General features: G+C 58.0%; 14 protein-coding genes. 9 read left to right on the top strand and 5 right to left on the bottom strand.

The annotated features are described in order from the left end of the window. The first annotated feature begins 13 nt into the window (after nucleotides 1-13). The 6 genes from ACMYSP_RS03580 (at nucleotide 14) to ACMYSP_RS03555 (ending at nucleotide 5,454) form a co-directional block, all read left to right on the top strand. Nucleotides 14-1,588, top strand: a complete 1,575-nt coding sequence (locus ACMYSP_RS03580) for an ABC transporter permease (RefSeq protein WP_434585610.1) — start codon at nucleotides 14-16, stop codon at nucleotides 1,586-1,588. Between the two features lies 1 nt (nucleotide 1,589). Continuing rightward, complete coding sequence (locus ACMYSP_RS03575; RefSeq protein WP_434585609.1) at nucleotides 1,590-2,621, top strand: ABC transporter ATP-binding protein; 1,032 nt, start codon at nucleotides 1,590-1,592, stop codon at nucleotides 2,619-2,621. A 473-nt stretch (nucleotides 2,622-3,094) separates the two neighbouring features. Continuing rightward, nucleotides 3,095-4,147: a DarT ssDNA thymidine ADP-ribosyltransferase family protein gene (locus ACMYSP_RS03570; RefSeq protein WP_434585608.1), complete on the top strand. Its 1,053-nt coding sequence runs from the start codon at nucleotides 3,095-3,097 to the stop codon at nucleotides 4,145-4,147. Between the two features lie 56 nt (nucleotides 4,148-4,203). Beyond that, nucleotides 4,204-4,881 (top strand): DarT1-associated NADAR antitoxin family protein, encoded by a 678-nt coding sequence (locus ACMYSP_RS03565; RefSeq protein ID WP_434585607.1) that lies wholly within the window; start codon nucleotides 4,204-4,206, stop codon nucleotides 4,879-4,881. Between the two features lie 14 nt (nucleotides 4,882-4,895). After that, nucleotides 4,896-5,141 (top strand): hypothetical protein, encoded by a 246-nt coding sequence (locus ACMYSP_RS03560; RefSeq protein ID WP_434585606.1) that lies wholly within the window; start codon nucleotides 4,896-4,898, stop codon nucleotides 5,139-5,141. Continuing rightward, complete coding sequence (locus ACMYSP_RS03555; RefSeq protein ID WP_434585605.1) at nucleotides 5,134-5,454, top strand: hypothetical protein; 321 nt, start codon at nucleotides 5,134-5,136, stop codon at nucleotides 5,452-5,454. Before ACMYSP_RS03560 ends, ACMYSP_RS03555 begins: the two co-directional genes overlap by 8 nt. Nucleotides 5,455-5,743: 289 nt before the next feature. On the opposite strand, the gene ACMYSP_RS03550 is transcribed toward ACMYSP_RS03555, so the two are convergent. The 3 genes from ACMYSP_RS03550 to hpxD all read right to left on the bottom strand — a co-directional run bounded on the left by ACMYSP_RS03550 (nucleotide 5,744) and on the right by hpxD (nucleotide 8,331). Further along, on the bottom strand, nucleotides 5,744-6,088 hold the full coding sequence (locus tag ACMYSP_RS03550) for a hypothetical protein (protein WP_434585604.1): 345 nt from the start codon (nucleotides 6,086-6,088) through the stop codon (nucleotides 5,744-5,746). A 217-nt stretch (nucleotides 6,089-6,305) separates the two neighbouring features. Continuing rightward, on the bottom strand, nucleotides 6,306-7,280 hold the full coding sequence (locus ACMYSP_RS03545) for a PDR/VanB family oxidoreductase (protein ID WP_434585603.1): 975 nt from the start codon (nucleotides 7,278-7,280) through the stop codon (nucleotides 6,306-6,308). A 13-nt stretch (nucleotides 7,281-7,293) separates the two neighbouring features. Continuing rightward, nucleotides 7,294-8,331: a molybdenum cofactor-independent xanthine hydroxylase subunit HpxD gene (gene hpxD, locus ACMYSP_RS03540; RefSeq protein ID WP_123753723.1), complete on the bottom strand. Its 1,038-nt coding sequence runs from the start codon at nucleotides 8,329-8,331 to the stop codon at nucleotides 7,294-7,296. A gap of 127 nt (nucleotides 8,332-8,458) precedes the next feature. Here hpxD and hpxR point away from each other — a divergent pair, with 127 nt between their 5' ends. Next, entirely contained in the window at nucleotides 8,459-9,367 is a 909-nt protein-coding gene (hpxR, locus tag ACMYSP_RS03535; protein WP_434585602.1) for a LysR family hpxDE operon transcriptional regulator HpxR, read from the top strand. Here hpxR and hpxO read toward each other — a convergent pair. After that, entirely contained in the window at nucleotides 9,364-10,518 is a 1,155-nt protein-coding gene (gene hpxO / locus ACMYSP_RS03530; protein ID WP_434585601.1) for an FAD-dependent urate hydroxylase HpxO, read from the bottom strand. The genes hpxR and hpxO overlap by 4 nt on opposite strands. Nucleotides 10,519-10,918: 400 nt before the next feature. On the opposite strand from hpxO, the gene uraD reads away from it, so the two are divergent. Both uraD and uraH read left to right on the top strand, forming a co-directional pair. Beyond that, the gene (gene uraD, locus ACMYSP_RS03525) at nucleotides 10,919-11,419 is read left to right on the top strand and encodes a 2-oxo-4-hydroxy-4-carboxy-5-ureidoimidazoline decarboxylase (protein WP_434585600.1); all 501 of its coding nucleotides are present in this window, start codon (nucleotides 10,919-10,921) and stop codon (nucleotides 11,417-11,419) included. Beyond that, nucleotides 11,416-11,742, top strand: coding sequence for a hydroxyisourate hydrolase (uraH, locus tag ACMYSP_RS03520; protein ID WP_434585599.1), 327 nt, complete (start codon nucleotides 11,416-11,418; stop codon nucleotides 11,740-11,742). Before uraD ends, uraH begins: the two co-directional genes overlap by 4 nt. 40 nt (nucleotides 11,743-11,782) lie before the next feature. Here uraH and guaD read toward each other — a convergent pair whose 3' ends face one another. Then, on the bottom strand, nucleotides 11,783-13,096 hold the full coding sequence (guaD, locus tag ACMYSP_RS03515) for a guanine deaminase (protein WP_434585598.1): 1,314 nt from the start codon (nucleotides 13,094-13,096) through the stop codon (nucleotides 11,783-11,785). Nucleotides 13,097-13,181 lie beyond the last annotated feature (85 nt).

Genomic DNA, 13,181 nt, shown 5'->3' with positions numbered 1-13,181 from the left:
AAGTGAATACCTTATGTCTGGTCTGAGTCTTACACTCGGAAATAAAGTTCGACGCCTGCCTGAGCGCAGGCGTCCTGCGTTTCCGATGGTTGCATTAGCAATCCTGATTTCATTGTTGTCGCTCCTGCCGTTAGGTTTTGTTATCGCCGTGGGTATGGATACCGGTTGGGACACCATTAAAGCGCTGGTCTTTCGCCCGCGCGTGGGGGAACTGCTTGGCAATACGTTGTGGCTAAGTGTCTTAACCGTCCCGACGTGCATTGCGCTCGGCGTCACGCTGGCCTGGCTGACAGAGCGCACGACTCTGGCAGGGCGGCAGATATGGTCGGCGCTGGCGGTTGCACCGCTGGCGATCCCGGCCTTTGTCCAGAGCTACGCCTGGATCAGCGCGGTGCCATCGCTGCACGGTCTTTCCTCCGGCGTATTCCTCTCGGTGCTGGCCTACTATCCTTTTATTTATATGCCGGTGGCGGCGGTGCTTCGTCGCCTTGACCCGACCCTTGAAGATGTCGCCGCCTCGCTGGGCACGCCGCCGTGGAAGGTTTTCTTCCAGGTGGTATTACCCCAGCTTAAGCTGGCGATTTGTGGCGGCGCGCTGCTGGTGGCGCTGCATCTGCTGGCGGAATACGGCCTTTATGCAATGATCCGCTTCGATACCTTTACGACCGCGATTTATGACCAGTTCCAGTCCACCTTCAGCGGTCCGGCGGCGAATATGCTGGCCGGCGTGCTGGCGCTGTGCTGCCTGGCGTTTTTAATGCTGGAAAGTGCCGCCAGAGGAAAAGCACGTTATGCCCGGATTGGCGCCGGCGCGGCGCGGGAGCAGAAACGCAAAAAACTGAACCTGGCGGCCACCGTTGCGGCACAGGCGCTGCTGCTGGCGCTGATCCTGCTGGCGCTCGGCGTACCGCTGATTGTGCTGGGACGCTGGCTGTGGCTGGGAGGCATTGCCAACTGGATGAGTGCCGACCTGTGGTCTTCCTTCCGCCAGACGCTGATGCTCGGCGCCAGCGGGGCGCTTTTGACCACCGCCTGCGGGATCCCGATTGCCTGGCTGGGGATCCGTTATCCGCGCCGGGTATTTCGCCTGCTGGAAGGCTGCAATTACCTGACCAGCTCGCTACCCGGCATTGTCACCGCCCTGGCGCTGGTGACCATCACTATCCACTATGCGCGGCCGATCTATCAAACCGAGGTCACGCTGTTTCTGGCCTATCTGCTGATGTTTATGCCCCGTGCGCTGATTAACCTCCGTGCCGGGATCGCCCAGGCACCGGTGGAGCTGGAGAATGTGGCGCGCAGCCTCGGAAGAAGTCCTGCTCGGGCGCTGTGGAGCATCACGCTGCGTCTCGCCGCGCCGGGGGCGACGGCCGGTGCTGCGTTGGTATTCCTTGGCGTCAGTAATGAACTGACCGCCACGCTGCTGCTTTCCCCACTGGGAACCCGCACGCTCTCCACCGGGTTTTGGGCGTTAACCAGTGAGATCGATTATGTCGCGGCGGCACCCTATGCGCTGCTGATGATTGCAATTTCGCTACCGTTGACCGCTCTCCTTTATCACCAGTCGAAAAAAATGGCAGGTCTGTAACATGCTGGAATTAACCGCTGTCTCAAAATCTTTTGCCGATGCGCAAGTGCTGGATAACCTTTTTCTGACGGTGGCCGCCGGCAGCCGCACGGCCATCGTGGGCCCGTCGGGCTCTGGAAAAACCACGCTACTGCGGATCCTGGCCGGATTTGAAACACCCGATTCCGGGCGCATCGTGATGCAGGGGAGAACACTCTCTGGCGACGGGGTCTTTGTGCCCGCGCACCAACGTGGGATCGGGTTTGTACCGCAGGAAGGGGCGCTGTTTCCCCATCTCAATGTCGCGGACAATATTGCCTGGGGTTTAGACTGTGGCCGGCAGGAAAAGCGCCGTCGGGTGGCGGCATTGATGGAGATGGTGTCGCTGGACGCCCAGCTGGCAACGCACTGGCCGCATCACATCTCTGGCGGCCAGCAGCAGCGCGTTGCGTTGGCCAGGGCGCTGGCACAGCAGCCATCGTTGATGTTATTGGATGAACCTTTTTCCGCGCTGGATACCGGGCTGCGCGCCACCACCCGCAAGGCAACGGCCGATTTGCTCGCCGAAGCAGGCGTCGCCGCGATCCTGGTGACGCACGATCAGAATGAAGCTCTGTCATTTGCCAGCCAGGTGGCGGTGATGCGCCAGGGGCGCTTTACCCAGGTTGGCAGCCCATTTGAGGTTTATTCCCGGCCCGCCGATGAAGCCACAGCGCTGTTTCTCGGGGATGCGGTGATTCTGCCGGCGGAGCTTTACAACGGGCGGGCGCAGTGCGTCATTGGTGAACTGCGTACCGATAATGATATAGCCAGAGGGCCGGGGCGGGTCATGCTACGTCCGGAACAGCTGGTCATGACGCCTTGCCAGACGAATGAAAGTGACATCCGCATTCTCGACGTCGATTTTTCCGGACAACTGTCGATCCTGACGCTGGCGGTCGCGCAGCAGTCTGAGACGCTACAGCTGAAAACCGTCAGTCGTGCCGAATGGATACCGGGCTGCCGGGTACGCATTGATGTGACCGGTAAAGGCCGGGTATTCATCAACAGATAGCGTTAGGATTTTTCTTAGGTTAATTATTCTGCCGATGCTCATCGGTTAAATGATTGATATTGTTTTATGTTGCAATGGCGCCGAAAGGCGCTATTTATGGATTAAAAAGCGCGATTCTCATCCTGTGGCAGGGCGTCTGTGACAGGCGCCACCGCTTGAGTTCCCTGAGGGGATAGATTATCGTGGGGAACCGGCTGTTCATTCGCTGCCCAGTCTGTTCGGACTGCTGAATAACAACAAAACCAATAAGACAATACTCATTTACCCTCATAACTGAGGGGCGTGATGCTATTACACACAATAATATAATAAGAGCCTGTCCCAGTAGACGTATATTGTTGCAGCCAGTCTGGACGCGGACAGCGCGGAACAACCGGCGCGTACACGAAGTACGTGAGGATTGTGAACGCGGCCCAGGGCCAAAGTGGCAAATAAAATAGTCTACTGGGACAGGCTCTACTGTAGGGGTTCATATGTGGACTGTAATTGGCATTTTTTTAGTCCTCGCGTTTATCGGTAATTTAATCAAGAAAAAAGAAACGCCAGCTACTAAATCAGGTAGCCGGACGGCAGAACCGATCGTTGATGTTGAAAAGAGAAAAGCCCATAGCCGTCAGGTGGAACGCGTCATGCCGCCGGTCGCGACGCCGTCGCTGTTTGATAAACACCCCCGGGAACCGCAGCCGCCACGCCCGTTAATCAGCAGCGTTAATCATGCCGGTCCCTGTATTACGATGACCGACGCGTTGAATATGCTTATGCATATCAACGGCTTTAAAGAATATATGCTAACGCGCTATGCGATAACCGGTGAAACCCATCTGGCGCCAGCCTATACCTCAGATCTGCATAATGCATTTATGCAACGGGTGGCGAATAAACCGTTCTATGCGATTCAAGCGTTTAACTGGGCGAGGGCGATTGATTTTAGTGGGGTGAAGCGGCGGAATATTGCCGCGCTTTATCACTTTAGTCATCTGACGAATCTGAAAAATATATTTCAGTCAGGAATAATGACCCGCCAGCAGCTTGATGAAGGGAAAAATACTTTTCATTATAATGACGAATTACGGCTGGAAGGGATGCGAAATTCTATTTCCCTGTCATTAGGTCAGGTGAATAAAAAAATGCTCTACAAATATTCCCAGGCACTGCGGGACCACAACTGGGTAATCCTGAAAATTAAAAAAGAGTTAATTAGTGGGCCAACCCAACCTTCTTTCGATCATCAGACGTTGCTTAACCAAGCCGTTTTTTGCCACAGTAATGCCGCCTCTGGTGGGGTGAGGTCGATAAGCGTGGAGCAGCGCCAGAAACATCAGGCCTTTCAGGCCATGTTTAGCGGCAACAATAACGACGATTCTGGCGATCGGCCCTATGATATCCAGGCGGAAATTTTGTATTGTGGGGCGATCCCGGTGTGGTTTATTAGCGAGGTTATTTTCTATTCCGCGGAGAATATTCCCTCATGGTTACGCGATTGTCCGGTGAAAATCGTGGTTGACCCTTCACATTTTGCTTTTTAGGTGACTTTATGGCCGTGCGCCCCGTATTTATCCCGACCCGAACAGGGGCAGCCCTGGTGGAGATCGTCAATGTGGATTTCAGCTGGTCGCCAGGCCTTGCGGTCAGCCAAAAACAAAAATCCATCGCTGCGCTGCACGAAAGCTATCGCATGGATCATCCGGAGGCCAGAATCCTTGAGGTGTCCAGTAAATCGCCAGAGACGCTGGGCGTGCAGCTCAGCGCCTTTAATATGGGTGTTCAAAGCAACGGCGGGCAGTTCATCAGCGTCGAATCGCTGTTCCAGTCATCAAAAGTGTTTACCGATAACGGCACGGTGCGCGGGCCGTTTCGCGAACTGATGCGCCTGTCGCCGAAAGAGGCCAAGCGCGCGGACGTGCTAAAAACATCGGGCCAGCTGGCCCAGTTTTCGTTTCAGCCGAATGAAGCGCGCGAGGCTATCATCTGGCCGCTAGAGCCGAAAACCGCCTTTTACGACTGGCTGTATCTCAACGCCCTACAGCATTCCCCCTGTAAAGAACAGGTGCTGGAATATACGGCTTTTACCGATATCGAATTTAATCCGCAGAAATCGGTGAACTGTCAGGCCTATTCCGTGGCGCTGTGGTGTGCGCTGCGGCAACGCAAGATCTTGACCACGGCGATCCCGGCGCGTGATGCGTTTATCGAGCTGATCGAACGGTTCACGATCTACAACACCAGCGACGGCGATCTGCGCAATATGCGTCTTTTCTAAGAGCGGGAGAGATTATGGAAAAGCAACTACGCACCGGCGATAGCAACCTGCCGGCAACGACCGCGGCGGATACGTTTGCCGATATCCCCGATGAACGCAAACGGGCGATCCGTGAAGAGGTGATGCAGGATTACTTTAAACGCGTTGCGGCGGTAAAAAAGCAGCTGGATGCCATGACCGTGGCGCAGCGCGAGATGTTCCACCGCAGCCTGGCAGAAAGCCTGGCGCTGGTGGGGAAAGGGGATACGGCTAATGAGTGAAAATAAAATTCTGGCCGCCGTGGCTGAGTCGCTTAAGCAGACGCACAACGCGGTCAATCAGGCCAACAACGCCCTTGGGGTCATCGCCCGGGAGTTTCTGTATCGCTCGATGCTGGAACGAGAGCTGTCATCGGAGTTGATTGCGATGGAAGCGGCCATGAAAGGGGTGCAGGAGAGTATTCGCCGTCAGCAGGAACTGGATGCGACCCTGGCGAAAATGGATCCTCAGAGCCGCGTTGATTTTAAAGCTATGCTCGAAGAGAACCGCGCCAGAATCGAAGCGTTACTGAATGACAAACTGCCCCGCAAGTGAGCAGTGCGATAAACCAAAAAAAGCCAGCCAATTTCTGGCTGGCAAATACTCGGATATACCCGTCATACTTCAAGCTGCATATGCGTTGGCTACACCCGCTCACCCCAGTCACTTACTTCAGTAAGCTCCTGGGACTCACGGCTTTGCCGTCTTTATGCAACCTGAATTATTTAGGGTGCAGATACACATTTATGTTTGATGTTCAGCGTCGTGCCTGAACACCTTTCTGGATACTGCGGCACGCACGGCAATATCCAGAAAGCTGGTCAGTGATGCGGCATTGCCGCCATTAGTCTTCGGGCAATAGCTTTTTACAGTGGTAAATAAAGGCGCTGGAACGCTGGGTCAGTGCCTCAATCTCCCGCGGTTTCATACCATTGCGTAAATAGGCAATGATCAATTCCCGGTCGGCCGCTACATGGGCCCGGCAGTTATAGCGCGAGGCCGCTTGCTGGTCTTTTTTCTGCTGCAGTAAGGTGACGATCTCCTGCTGTTTTTGCCTGGCCAGGCGGGCAACTTCGTGGTCATCGCATCGTGCCATGTCGGCCCACAACGCCAGCGCGCGCCGTAATAATCCCTGTTCCTGCAGGCGCTGAGCCTGAACCTGCATCTCTTGTGCTCGACTTATCATCATGGTGACACCGGCCTGTGTAGTGAGGGTTAATTTGTCATACAAATATGATGATAACAGAGTTAGAAATGAAGTGAATAATTTTTATGTTAATCATGAATAAATGGAATGATTTGGCAGGAGCTTGATTTTACGAGGGTTGATACGCAGACAGGGCGCTGCCTGAGACACTTTTCTGCGATGTCATCAGGCAGCGGGAAAGCAGGGGCTGAAAAGACGGTTATAAATCAATCACTAAATTTGCCGAACGACTGCGGGAGCAGCACAGGGCAATCTGCTGCGCGCTGGCAGATTTCTCGGCGTCCGACTGCACCGTATCGCGATGATCGGCCTGGCCCGCCACCACCGGCGTCAGGCAAGCGCCACACAGGCCCATCTCGCACGAAAGCGGGACGGCAACGCCGTTGTCCTGTAGCACCTGAGCAATGGTTTTATGGCCCGGCACCGGCCATGTTTCTCCAGAGGAGGCCAGGGTGATGGTGAAGGTGTCGTCGCCGTCGGTTCCGGCGGTGGGCACCGGCGGCTGGAAGGCTTCGCTGTGGATCTGCGTCGCGGGCCAGTTTTTTTCCACCGCACACTGGCGGGCGGACTCCATAAAGCCCGCCGGGCCACAGAGATACAGATGGTGCCCGGCGTGCCCTTCGCCGAGGATATTGTGGAGGTGGGTCCGCGGGCTCCCTCCCTCGTCTGAGCAGTGGATTGTGCAGCATTCATCGCCGAAAGTTGCCATCATTTCTCTTGTAAATGCTGCATGATCGCGACTTTTCACGAAGTAATGCAGTGCAAACGGAACCCCAGCCGCCTGTAGGTGCAGCGCCATGGTATACAGCGGGGTGATGCCAATGCCCGCCGCCAGTAGCGTCACCCGGCCCGCGGGCTGCAGGGCAAACAGGTTGCGCGGCGGCGAGATTAGCAGCGTCTGGCCCGGGCGCAGCGTCTCATGGATATAGCGCGACCCGCCGCGGGAGGCGCTATCCTGCGCCACGCAGATCAGATAGTTGTCGCTTGCGTCATCGCTATGCGCGCCGGTCAGCGAGTACTGGCGGATAATCCCGCAAGGCAGATGCACATCGATATGCGCCCCAGGCTGCCAGCCGGGAAGCGGCTGGCGGTTCTGCGCTACCAGCCTGATGGCGAGGCTTTTGTCCCCCTGACGCCACAGGCCATCGACCACCATCTTCAGTACGTCACTCATAATGATCCTCCACTTACACCAGGAAAAACTCACCAAAGCCCATTTTCTTCAGGCCACGGCGATAGGCGATGGAACTACGGTCGGCAGGAATATGCGCCTCCAGCGTCAGGTCCAGCGGCAGCCTTTCCGGGCGCTGGGTCTCGACCATCAGTCGGTCCTCTTCGAACACCCGCAGGTTGAAGGCATGGACATCGGCGACCGGCACGTGCAGGTCAAAATTGCGTGCAATCGGCGCAAACATCCGGGTAACCCGCGACGACACCGGCGAGGCGGCATTCATGATCACCAGCCGGGCATCGCCGGGGAAGTGGATCGTCAGGGTGGCGGTAAAGGGCAGGTGCATCTCGAAATGGCGCAGCCACTGGAAGCCATCCGGTGCGCGAAACTCAGAGCTGGCCGGGTAGTTGCCGACGGAGCTCCAGTAATCGGCAATAAAGCCAAACGGCGTCTCCTGTGGGTTGTAGGTCGGCACCACTTGGTTATCCGGGTCCGCAAAGGTGTCGGTATGGATCCAGGCGAAGTGGGCGACGTCAAGAAACCCCTCAACCTGGCGCCCGGCGAAGCCGTTGACCTCGAAGGCCGGGCAGGTGATTTGCTGAAAGCCTTCGTCGTGCCAGTGGGGCATCGTCGGCAGCGGCATCGGGTTTTCCGGGTCGAAGGCCAGGCAGGTCCAGATAAGGCCATAGCGCTCTTCCACCGCGTAGCTGGTGAGATGGAGCTTGGCCGGAATCGGCTGGTCGGGGCTGGAGGGAATACGGTTGCAGCGCCCGTCCTCGCCAAAGCGCAGACCGTGGTAGGGGCAGACAATCCCTTCTTCATCATGGAAGCCGAGGGTCAGCGGCACGCCACGATGCGGGCAGACGTCGCGGGCGACCACGACCTGGCCCTTGATGCGGTAGATAACTAATTGTTCGTCCAGCAGGATGGCTTTTACCGGCGCGGCGCCAATATCCTCGGCACGGGCAACCGGGTGCCAGCATCGGGCGAGGCGCAGCCAGTCTTGCGGGTCAAACGTGCAATGGGCGGGTGGGGTTGGCGTGGGTCTGTTCATGGGTGTCCTTCCTGCTCACAAAAATAGAATTGTTTAATTGTTGTGAGTTAATTGTTGTCATATTAGGGTGTTGACATCCATCAGCATTAATTCACTAATGCGTTGCAAAAAAGTGTACAGGTGAGGCATGAGTCCATTTTCGCGTTTTGCACTCTATTTTGCCGAGGTGGCCCGCAGCGGAAGCCTGCGCCGGGCGGCTGAAAAGCTGCACATCTCGGCATCGGCGATTAATCGCCAGATCCTGCAGGCCGAGGAGGCCTTCGGCACCCCGCTGTTTGAACGTCTGCCGGAAGGGCTGCGGATGACCACCGCCGGTGAACTGCTGTATGACAATTTGCTGCGCTGGCAAAAAGAGTTTCGCCTGACCCGGCAAAAGTTTGATGAGCTACAGGGGCTTAAGCGTGGCACGGTCAGCGTCGGCATGGTGCAGGCGCTGGCCGAGGGGAGCTTTGCCGCGGCGCTGGCCGATATCATCGGCAACTGGGAGTGGCTGGAGCTGGTGCTGCAGGTGGCCGACAGCCATACGGTCAGCGAGAAGATACGCCAGGCCGACCTCGATTTTGGCCTGATCCTGGACCCGGAAGGGCAGGCGGGACTCAGCGTCCTGGCATTTGTTGAACTGGAAATGGGGATCGTGATGCGCCCGGACCATCCGCTGGCCGGGGCGGCGGCACTGTCATTAGGTGAACTCAGCCAGCAGCGCCATATCGTGCCCGGCGCGCCGCTGATTGTACACGAACGCGTCGGGATGCTGTATCGCCACTACGATTTTATCCCGGCGAACAGCATCAGCTGTAACGACATCCGGCTGATTAAGTCGCTGGTCCTTAAAGGCAGCGGCGTGACGGTGCTGAGCCGGCTGGACGTGCTGGACGAGGTGAGAAACGGCCAGCTGCAGTTTATCCCGCTGCGCAATAAGTTGCTGCGTCCCCTGACGCTGGCGCTGTGTTCGGCGCCATCGCGCCAGCTGTCGCGTCCGGCACAAATGGCGATTCAAAAATTGACGGCGGTGATGGAAGAGATGCAGACCGTTTAGCCCAGCGGACCGCCCTGAATGGTGTCGCACAGACCGTTGATGATCCGCTCGCCGGTCTCCTCTTTCAGCTCCTGATACCACGCCTGGGTCAGGGCCATATCTTTGCCGTGGGTGATATCACAGCGCTTGCGCGCCTTAAGCACCAGGTCGCGCACCCGCTCGCAGCGCAGGGCCTCGTACTGCTGAAGCGCCACGGTGATATCGCGGTGCGTGCGGAACATGTCGCCAAGCACCACCGCATCCTCCATCGCCGCGCAGCCGCCCTGACCAATATCCGGCGTCGTGCTGTGCGCGGCATCGCCGAGCAGCGCCACCTTGCCGCGCACCAGGCTGTCGAAAGGCTCAATATCATGGATTTCAATACGGTTGGTGGTGTGCGGATCCAGCGCCGCAATCAGCCGTTGCACCGGCGGCGCCCAGCCGTCGAAGTAGCGGGAGAGGTCGTCTCGCAGGGTGGCGCGGTCTTCGGCCAGCCCCAGCGGCAACGGCACATCGAAGAAGAAATAGAAACGACCGTTTGCCACCGGCATCAACGACACGCGTTTGCCGTCGCCGACGAAGGTGGTCCACTGGTTGGCCGGGGCAATCTGCTCATCTATCGTCACCAGACCATTCCAGTTCACATAGCCGGCATAGCGGCGCTCGGGAGTATAGCCCAGCACGTACGGACGCAGCGCCGAGTGGCTGCCATCGGCGGCGATCAGAAAATCGCCGTGAGCCGTGCTGCCGTCGGTAAACCAGACCGTTACCCCGTTGGCGTGTTCTTCGGCCCGGGTGACCCGTTTACCAAACTGCACGGCGTCGCGGCCCCAAAAGTCGAGCATCTCCCCTTGCAATTCGCTGCGGGAAATGGGGCTGGGGCGACCGCCGGTGCGCTCCACCAGCGGCGCCAGGCTAAAGCGGGTCAGGGTTTCGCCGTCGTGACTGGCGTTATAGGCCAGATAGTGCATCGGGCCGCCGTAGGTATCGATGATGTCACCCATCCCCAGGCTTTGCATGCACTTCACGCCGTTGGGCCAGATAGAGATTGCCGCTCCGACCGGTTTAATCTCTTTGACCGCCTCAAACACTTCGCACTCAATTCCCGCGTTCTTCAGCGCGACGGCCGCGCTCAGGCCGCCAATACCGGCGCCGATGACTAATGCTTTCATGCTCTTCTCCATTTATTGCGTCGTAAAGGCGTTGAGCAAATTGCGTACCAGCTTGACGATCCCGCGCTGGCCGGGGCGGACGGGGCATTGTGCCGGGGAGTGCACTTATCTGGTGCGTTATTGCATGGCAATTGCCATTTTTTGAATCAAAAATTTCTGATTGTCGCCGTCGGTATCGAATGTTTCACGGTCAGCCATGGTGGTGTGAACGACTTTTGCGCTACATTTATCGCTATTGTGTTGATAATTAAAATGTAATGCGGTGAGGGATGCGGGGCGACGGCGAGGGCGCGACTCTGGCCTGCTTTGTGCACTGAGCAGACGGCGTTTTAAACAACCCGCGGGAATGATCATGTCCGATAATAATAATGACCGCTGTGGCGGCGGTTAAGGAGTCACGATGATTGCGCTTCACCAATTTAATCAACTTTCTCCGCAGGAGGCCGCGAGCCTGCTGGCCCCCTGTGTTGCCCTCGACGCCTGGGTCGCGGCGCTGGTACAGGCCCGACCCTATCCCGATCTTCAGGCGTTGCTGGCGGCGGCCGAACAGCAGGCCGGGCAGTGGGGGGAAGCGGAACTCGATCAGGCGCTGAGCGCCCATCCGCGCATCGGTGAGAAGCCCGCCGGGGCGCGTGCCCATGCGGCGCTGTCCCGCCAGGAGCAGGCGGCGGTGAACGACAACGACGCCACGCTGGCCGAAGCCTTGAAAGTGGGCAATGCCCACTATGAAGCGCGTTTTGGGCGGGTCTTTCTGATCCGCGCGAAGGGCCGCAGCGGCGAGGCGATCCTGCAGGCGCTCACGCAGCGTCTGAACCACAGCGAGGCAGAGGAAGTACAGGTTGCGCTGGCGCAGCTGCGCGAGATTACACTTTTAAGACTGACGGGAGTCATTGGCGAATGAATACGTTAAGTACCCATATTCTGGATATTTCTACCGGCCAGCCGGCGCAAGGGGTGGCGGTGCATCTGATGCTCGGCGGGCAATCTATTGCCAGCGGAATAACCGATGAGAATGGCCGTATTGCGACGCTGGCCCCCGGTATGCTGGTGGCCGGACGCTATCGACTGGTAGCGGAAATCGGCGACTGGTTTACCCACAGCGGCCGCGAAACGCTGTACCTGCGTGCGCAGATTGACTTTGCGATTAGCGCTGAGGCGGATACACATTTTCATTTACCGTTCGTGATTGCCCCGGGCGGTTGGTCAACCTACCGGGGAAGTTAAACCGGCACGGCCCGGCAGCGCCGCCGGGCTGGTTATCTCGCTACGCCTCGCTGTGCCAGACGCACTCGCCATTGACCCAGGTCTGGCGAATGTTGCGCTCATCGCCCAACGTCATCAGCACGAACAGCCGCTCGTAAATATCCTGGCAGCGCGACATTCTCAGGCGCTGCAGTGGGGTCACCGTCAGGTCGACCGCGATAAAATCCGCCTCTTTGCCCGGCTGGAAGTTGCCAATCTTGTCGTCGAGTCGCAGCGCCCGGGCGCCTCCCAGCGTCGCGTGGTAAAAGGCTTCACACGAACGCAGGCGATAGCTTTGCAGCTGCGCCACTTTGTAGGCCTCGCCCAGGGTACGCAGCATGCTGAAGGTGGTGCCGGCGCCCACGTCACTGCCGATACCGATACGCACCTTGTGCTGCCAGCTGGCGGGTAAGCGGAACAGGCCGCTGCCGAGAAACAGATTGGAGGTCGGGCAAAAGGCCAGCGCCGAGCCGGTGTCGTGTAGGCACTGCCACTCTTTTTCCGCCAGATGGATCCCGTGGGCAAAGACGCTGCGCTCACCGGTCAGGCCGTAGTGATGATAGACATCCAGATAATGCTCGTGCTCCGGCCACAGGCTGTTCACCCACGCCACTTCCGTGAGGTTTTCGCTGAGGTGGGTATGCAGCCAGGTATCCGGGAACTCCTCGCGCAGTTGCTGAACCGCCGCCAGCAGTTCCGGGGTTGAGGTTGGGGCGAAACGTGGGGTGATGGCGTAACCGAGGCGGCCGCGATGGTGCCAACGCTGGATCAACTCCCGGGTTTGCTGGTAGCTCTGTTCCGCCGTTTCGCTCAGATAATCCGGCGCGTGGCGGTCCATCATTACTTTCCCGGCGAGCAGGCGCATATTCAGTCGCAGGGCTTCAGTGAACAGCGCATCGACCGATTCAGGATGCAGCGTACAAAACACCAGCGCGGTGGTGGTGCCGTGGCTCAGCAGCTGGTTGATAAAAAACTGCGCGATGTCGGCGGCGTACTCCTCATCGCTGAACTGGCTCTCGACCGGGAAGGTGTAGGTGGTCAGCCACTCCAGCAGCTGTTCGCCGAAGGCGCCAATCATCTCGGTTTGCGGGTAGTGCACGTGGGCATCGACAAAGCCTGGCAGCAGCAGCTGTCCACGGAGGTCGAGGTAGCCTTTTTGCCCGTCCAGGTGGGCTTCCCCCTCCTGCCAGGGCAGCAGGGCCTGAATTTTGCCTTCGCGGATAAACAGGACACCATCATCAAGGTAACGCCCGTGGCGCGCGATATCGTCGGCGCTGTCGGCGGGTTGGGCGATGTCGAAAAAAGCGCCGCGCACGGCGGAGTGGTATTCAATCATAAAGACAACGTTTCCTTTATCCACAATAGAGGGGCAGGATTGTTGAGCAAAATTGATGCCAGTTTGCCCGTCAGGAAGCGCCGCG

The organism is Klebsiella sp. R390 (assembly GCF_051131745.1).
In the GTDB taxonomy this organism is placed as follows: Bacteria; Pseudomonadota; Gammaproteobacteria; order Enterobacterales; family Enterobacteriaceae; genus Klebsiella.
The sequence above is the reverse complement of the archived record's forward strand: the minus strand, read 5'-3'. Positions and strand labels throughout refer to the sequence as shown.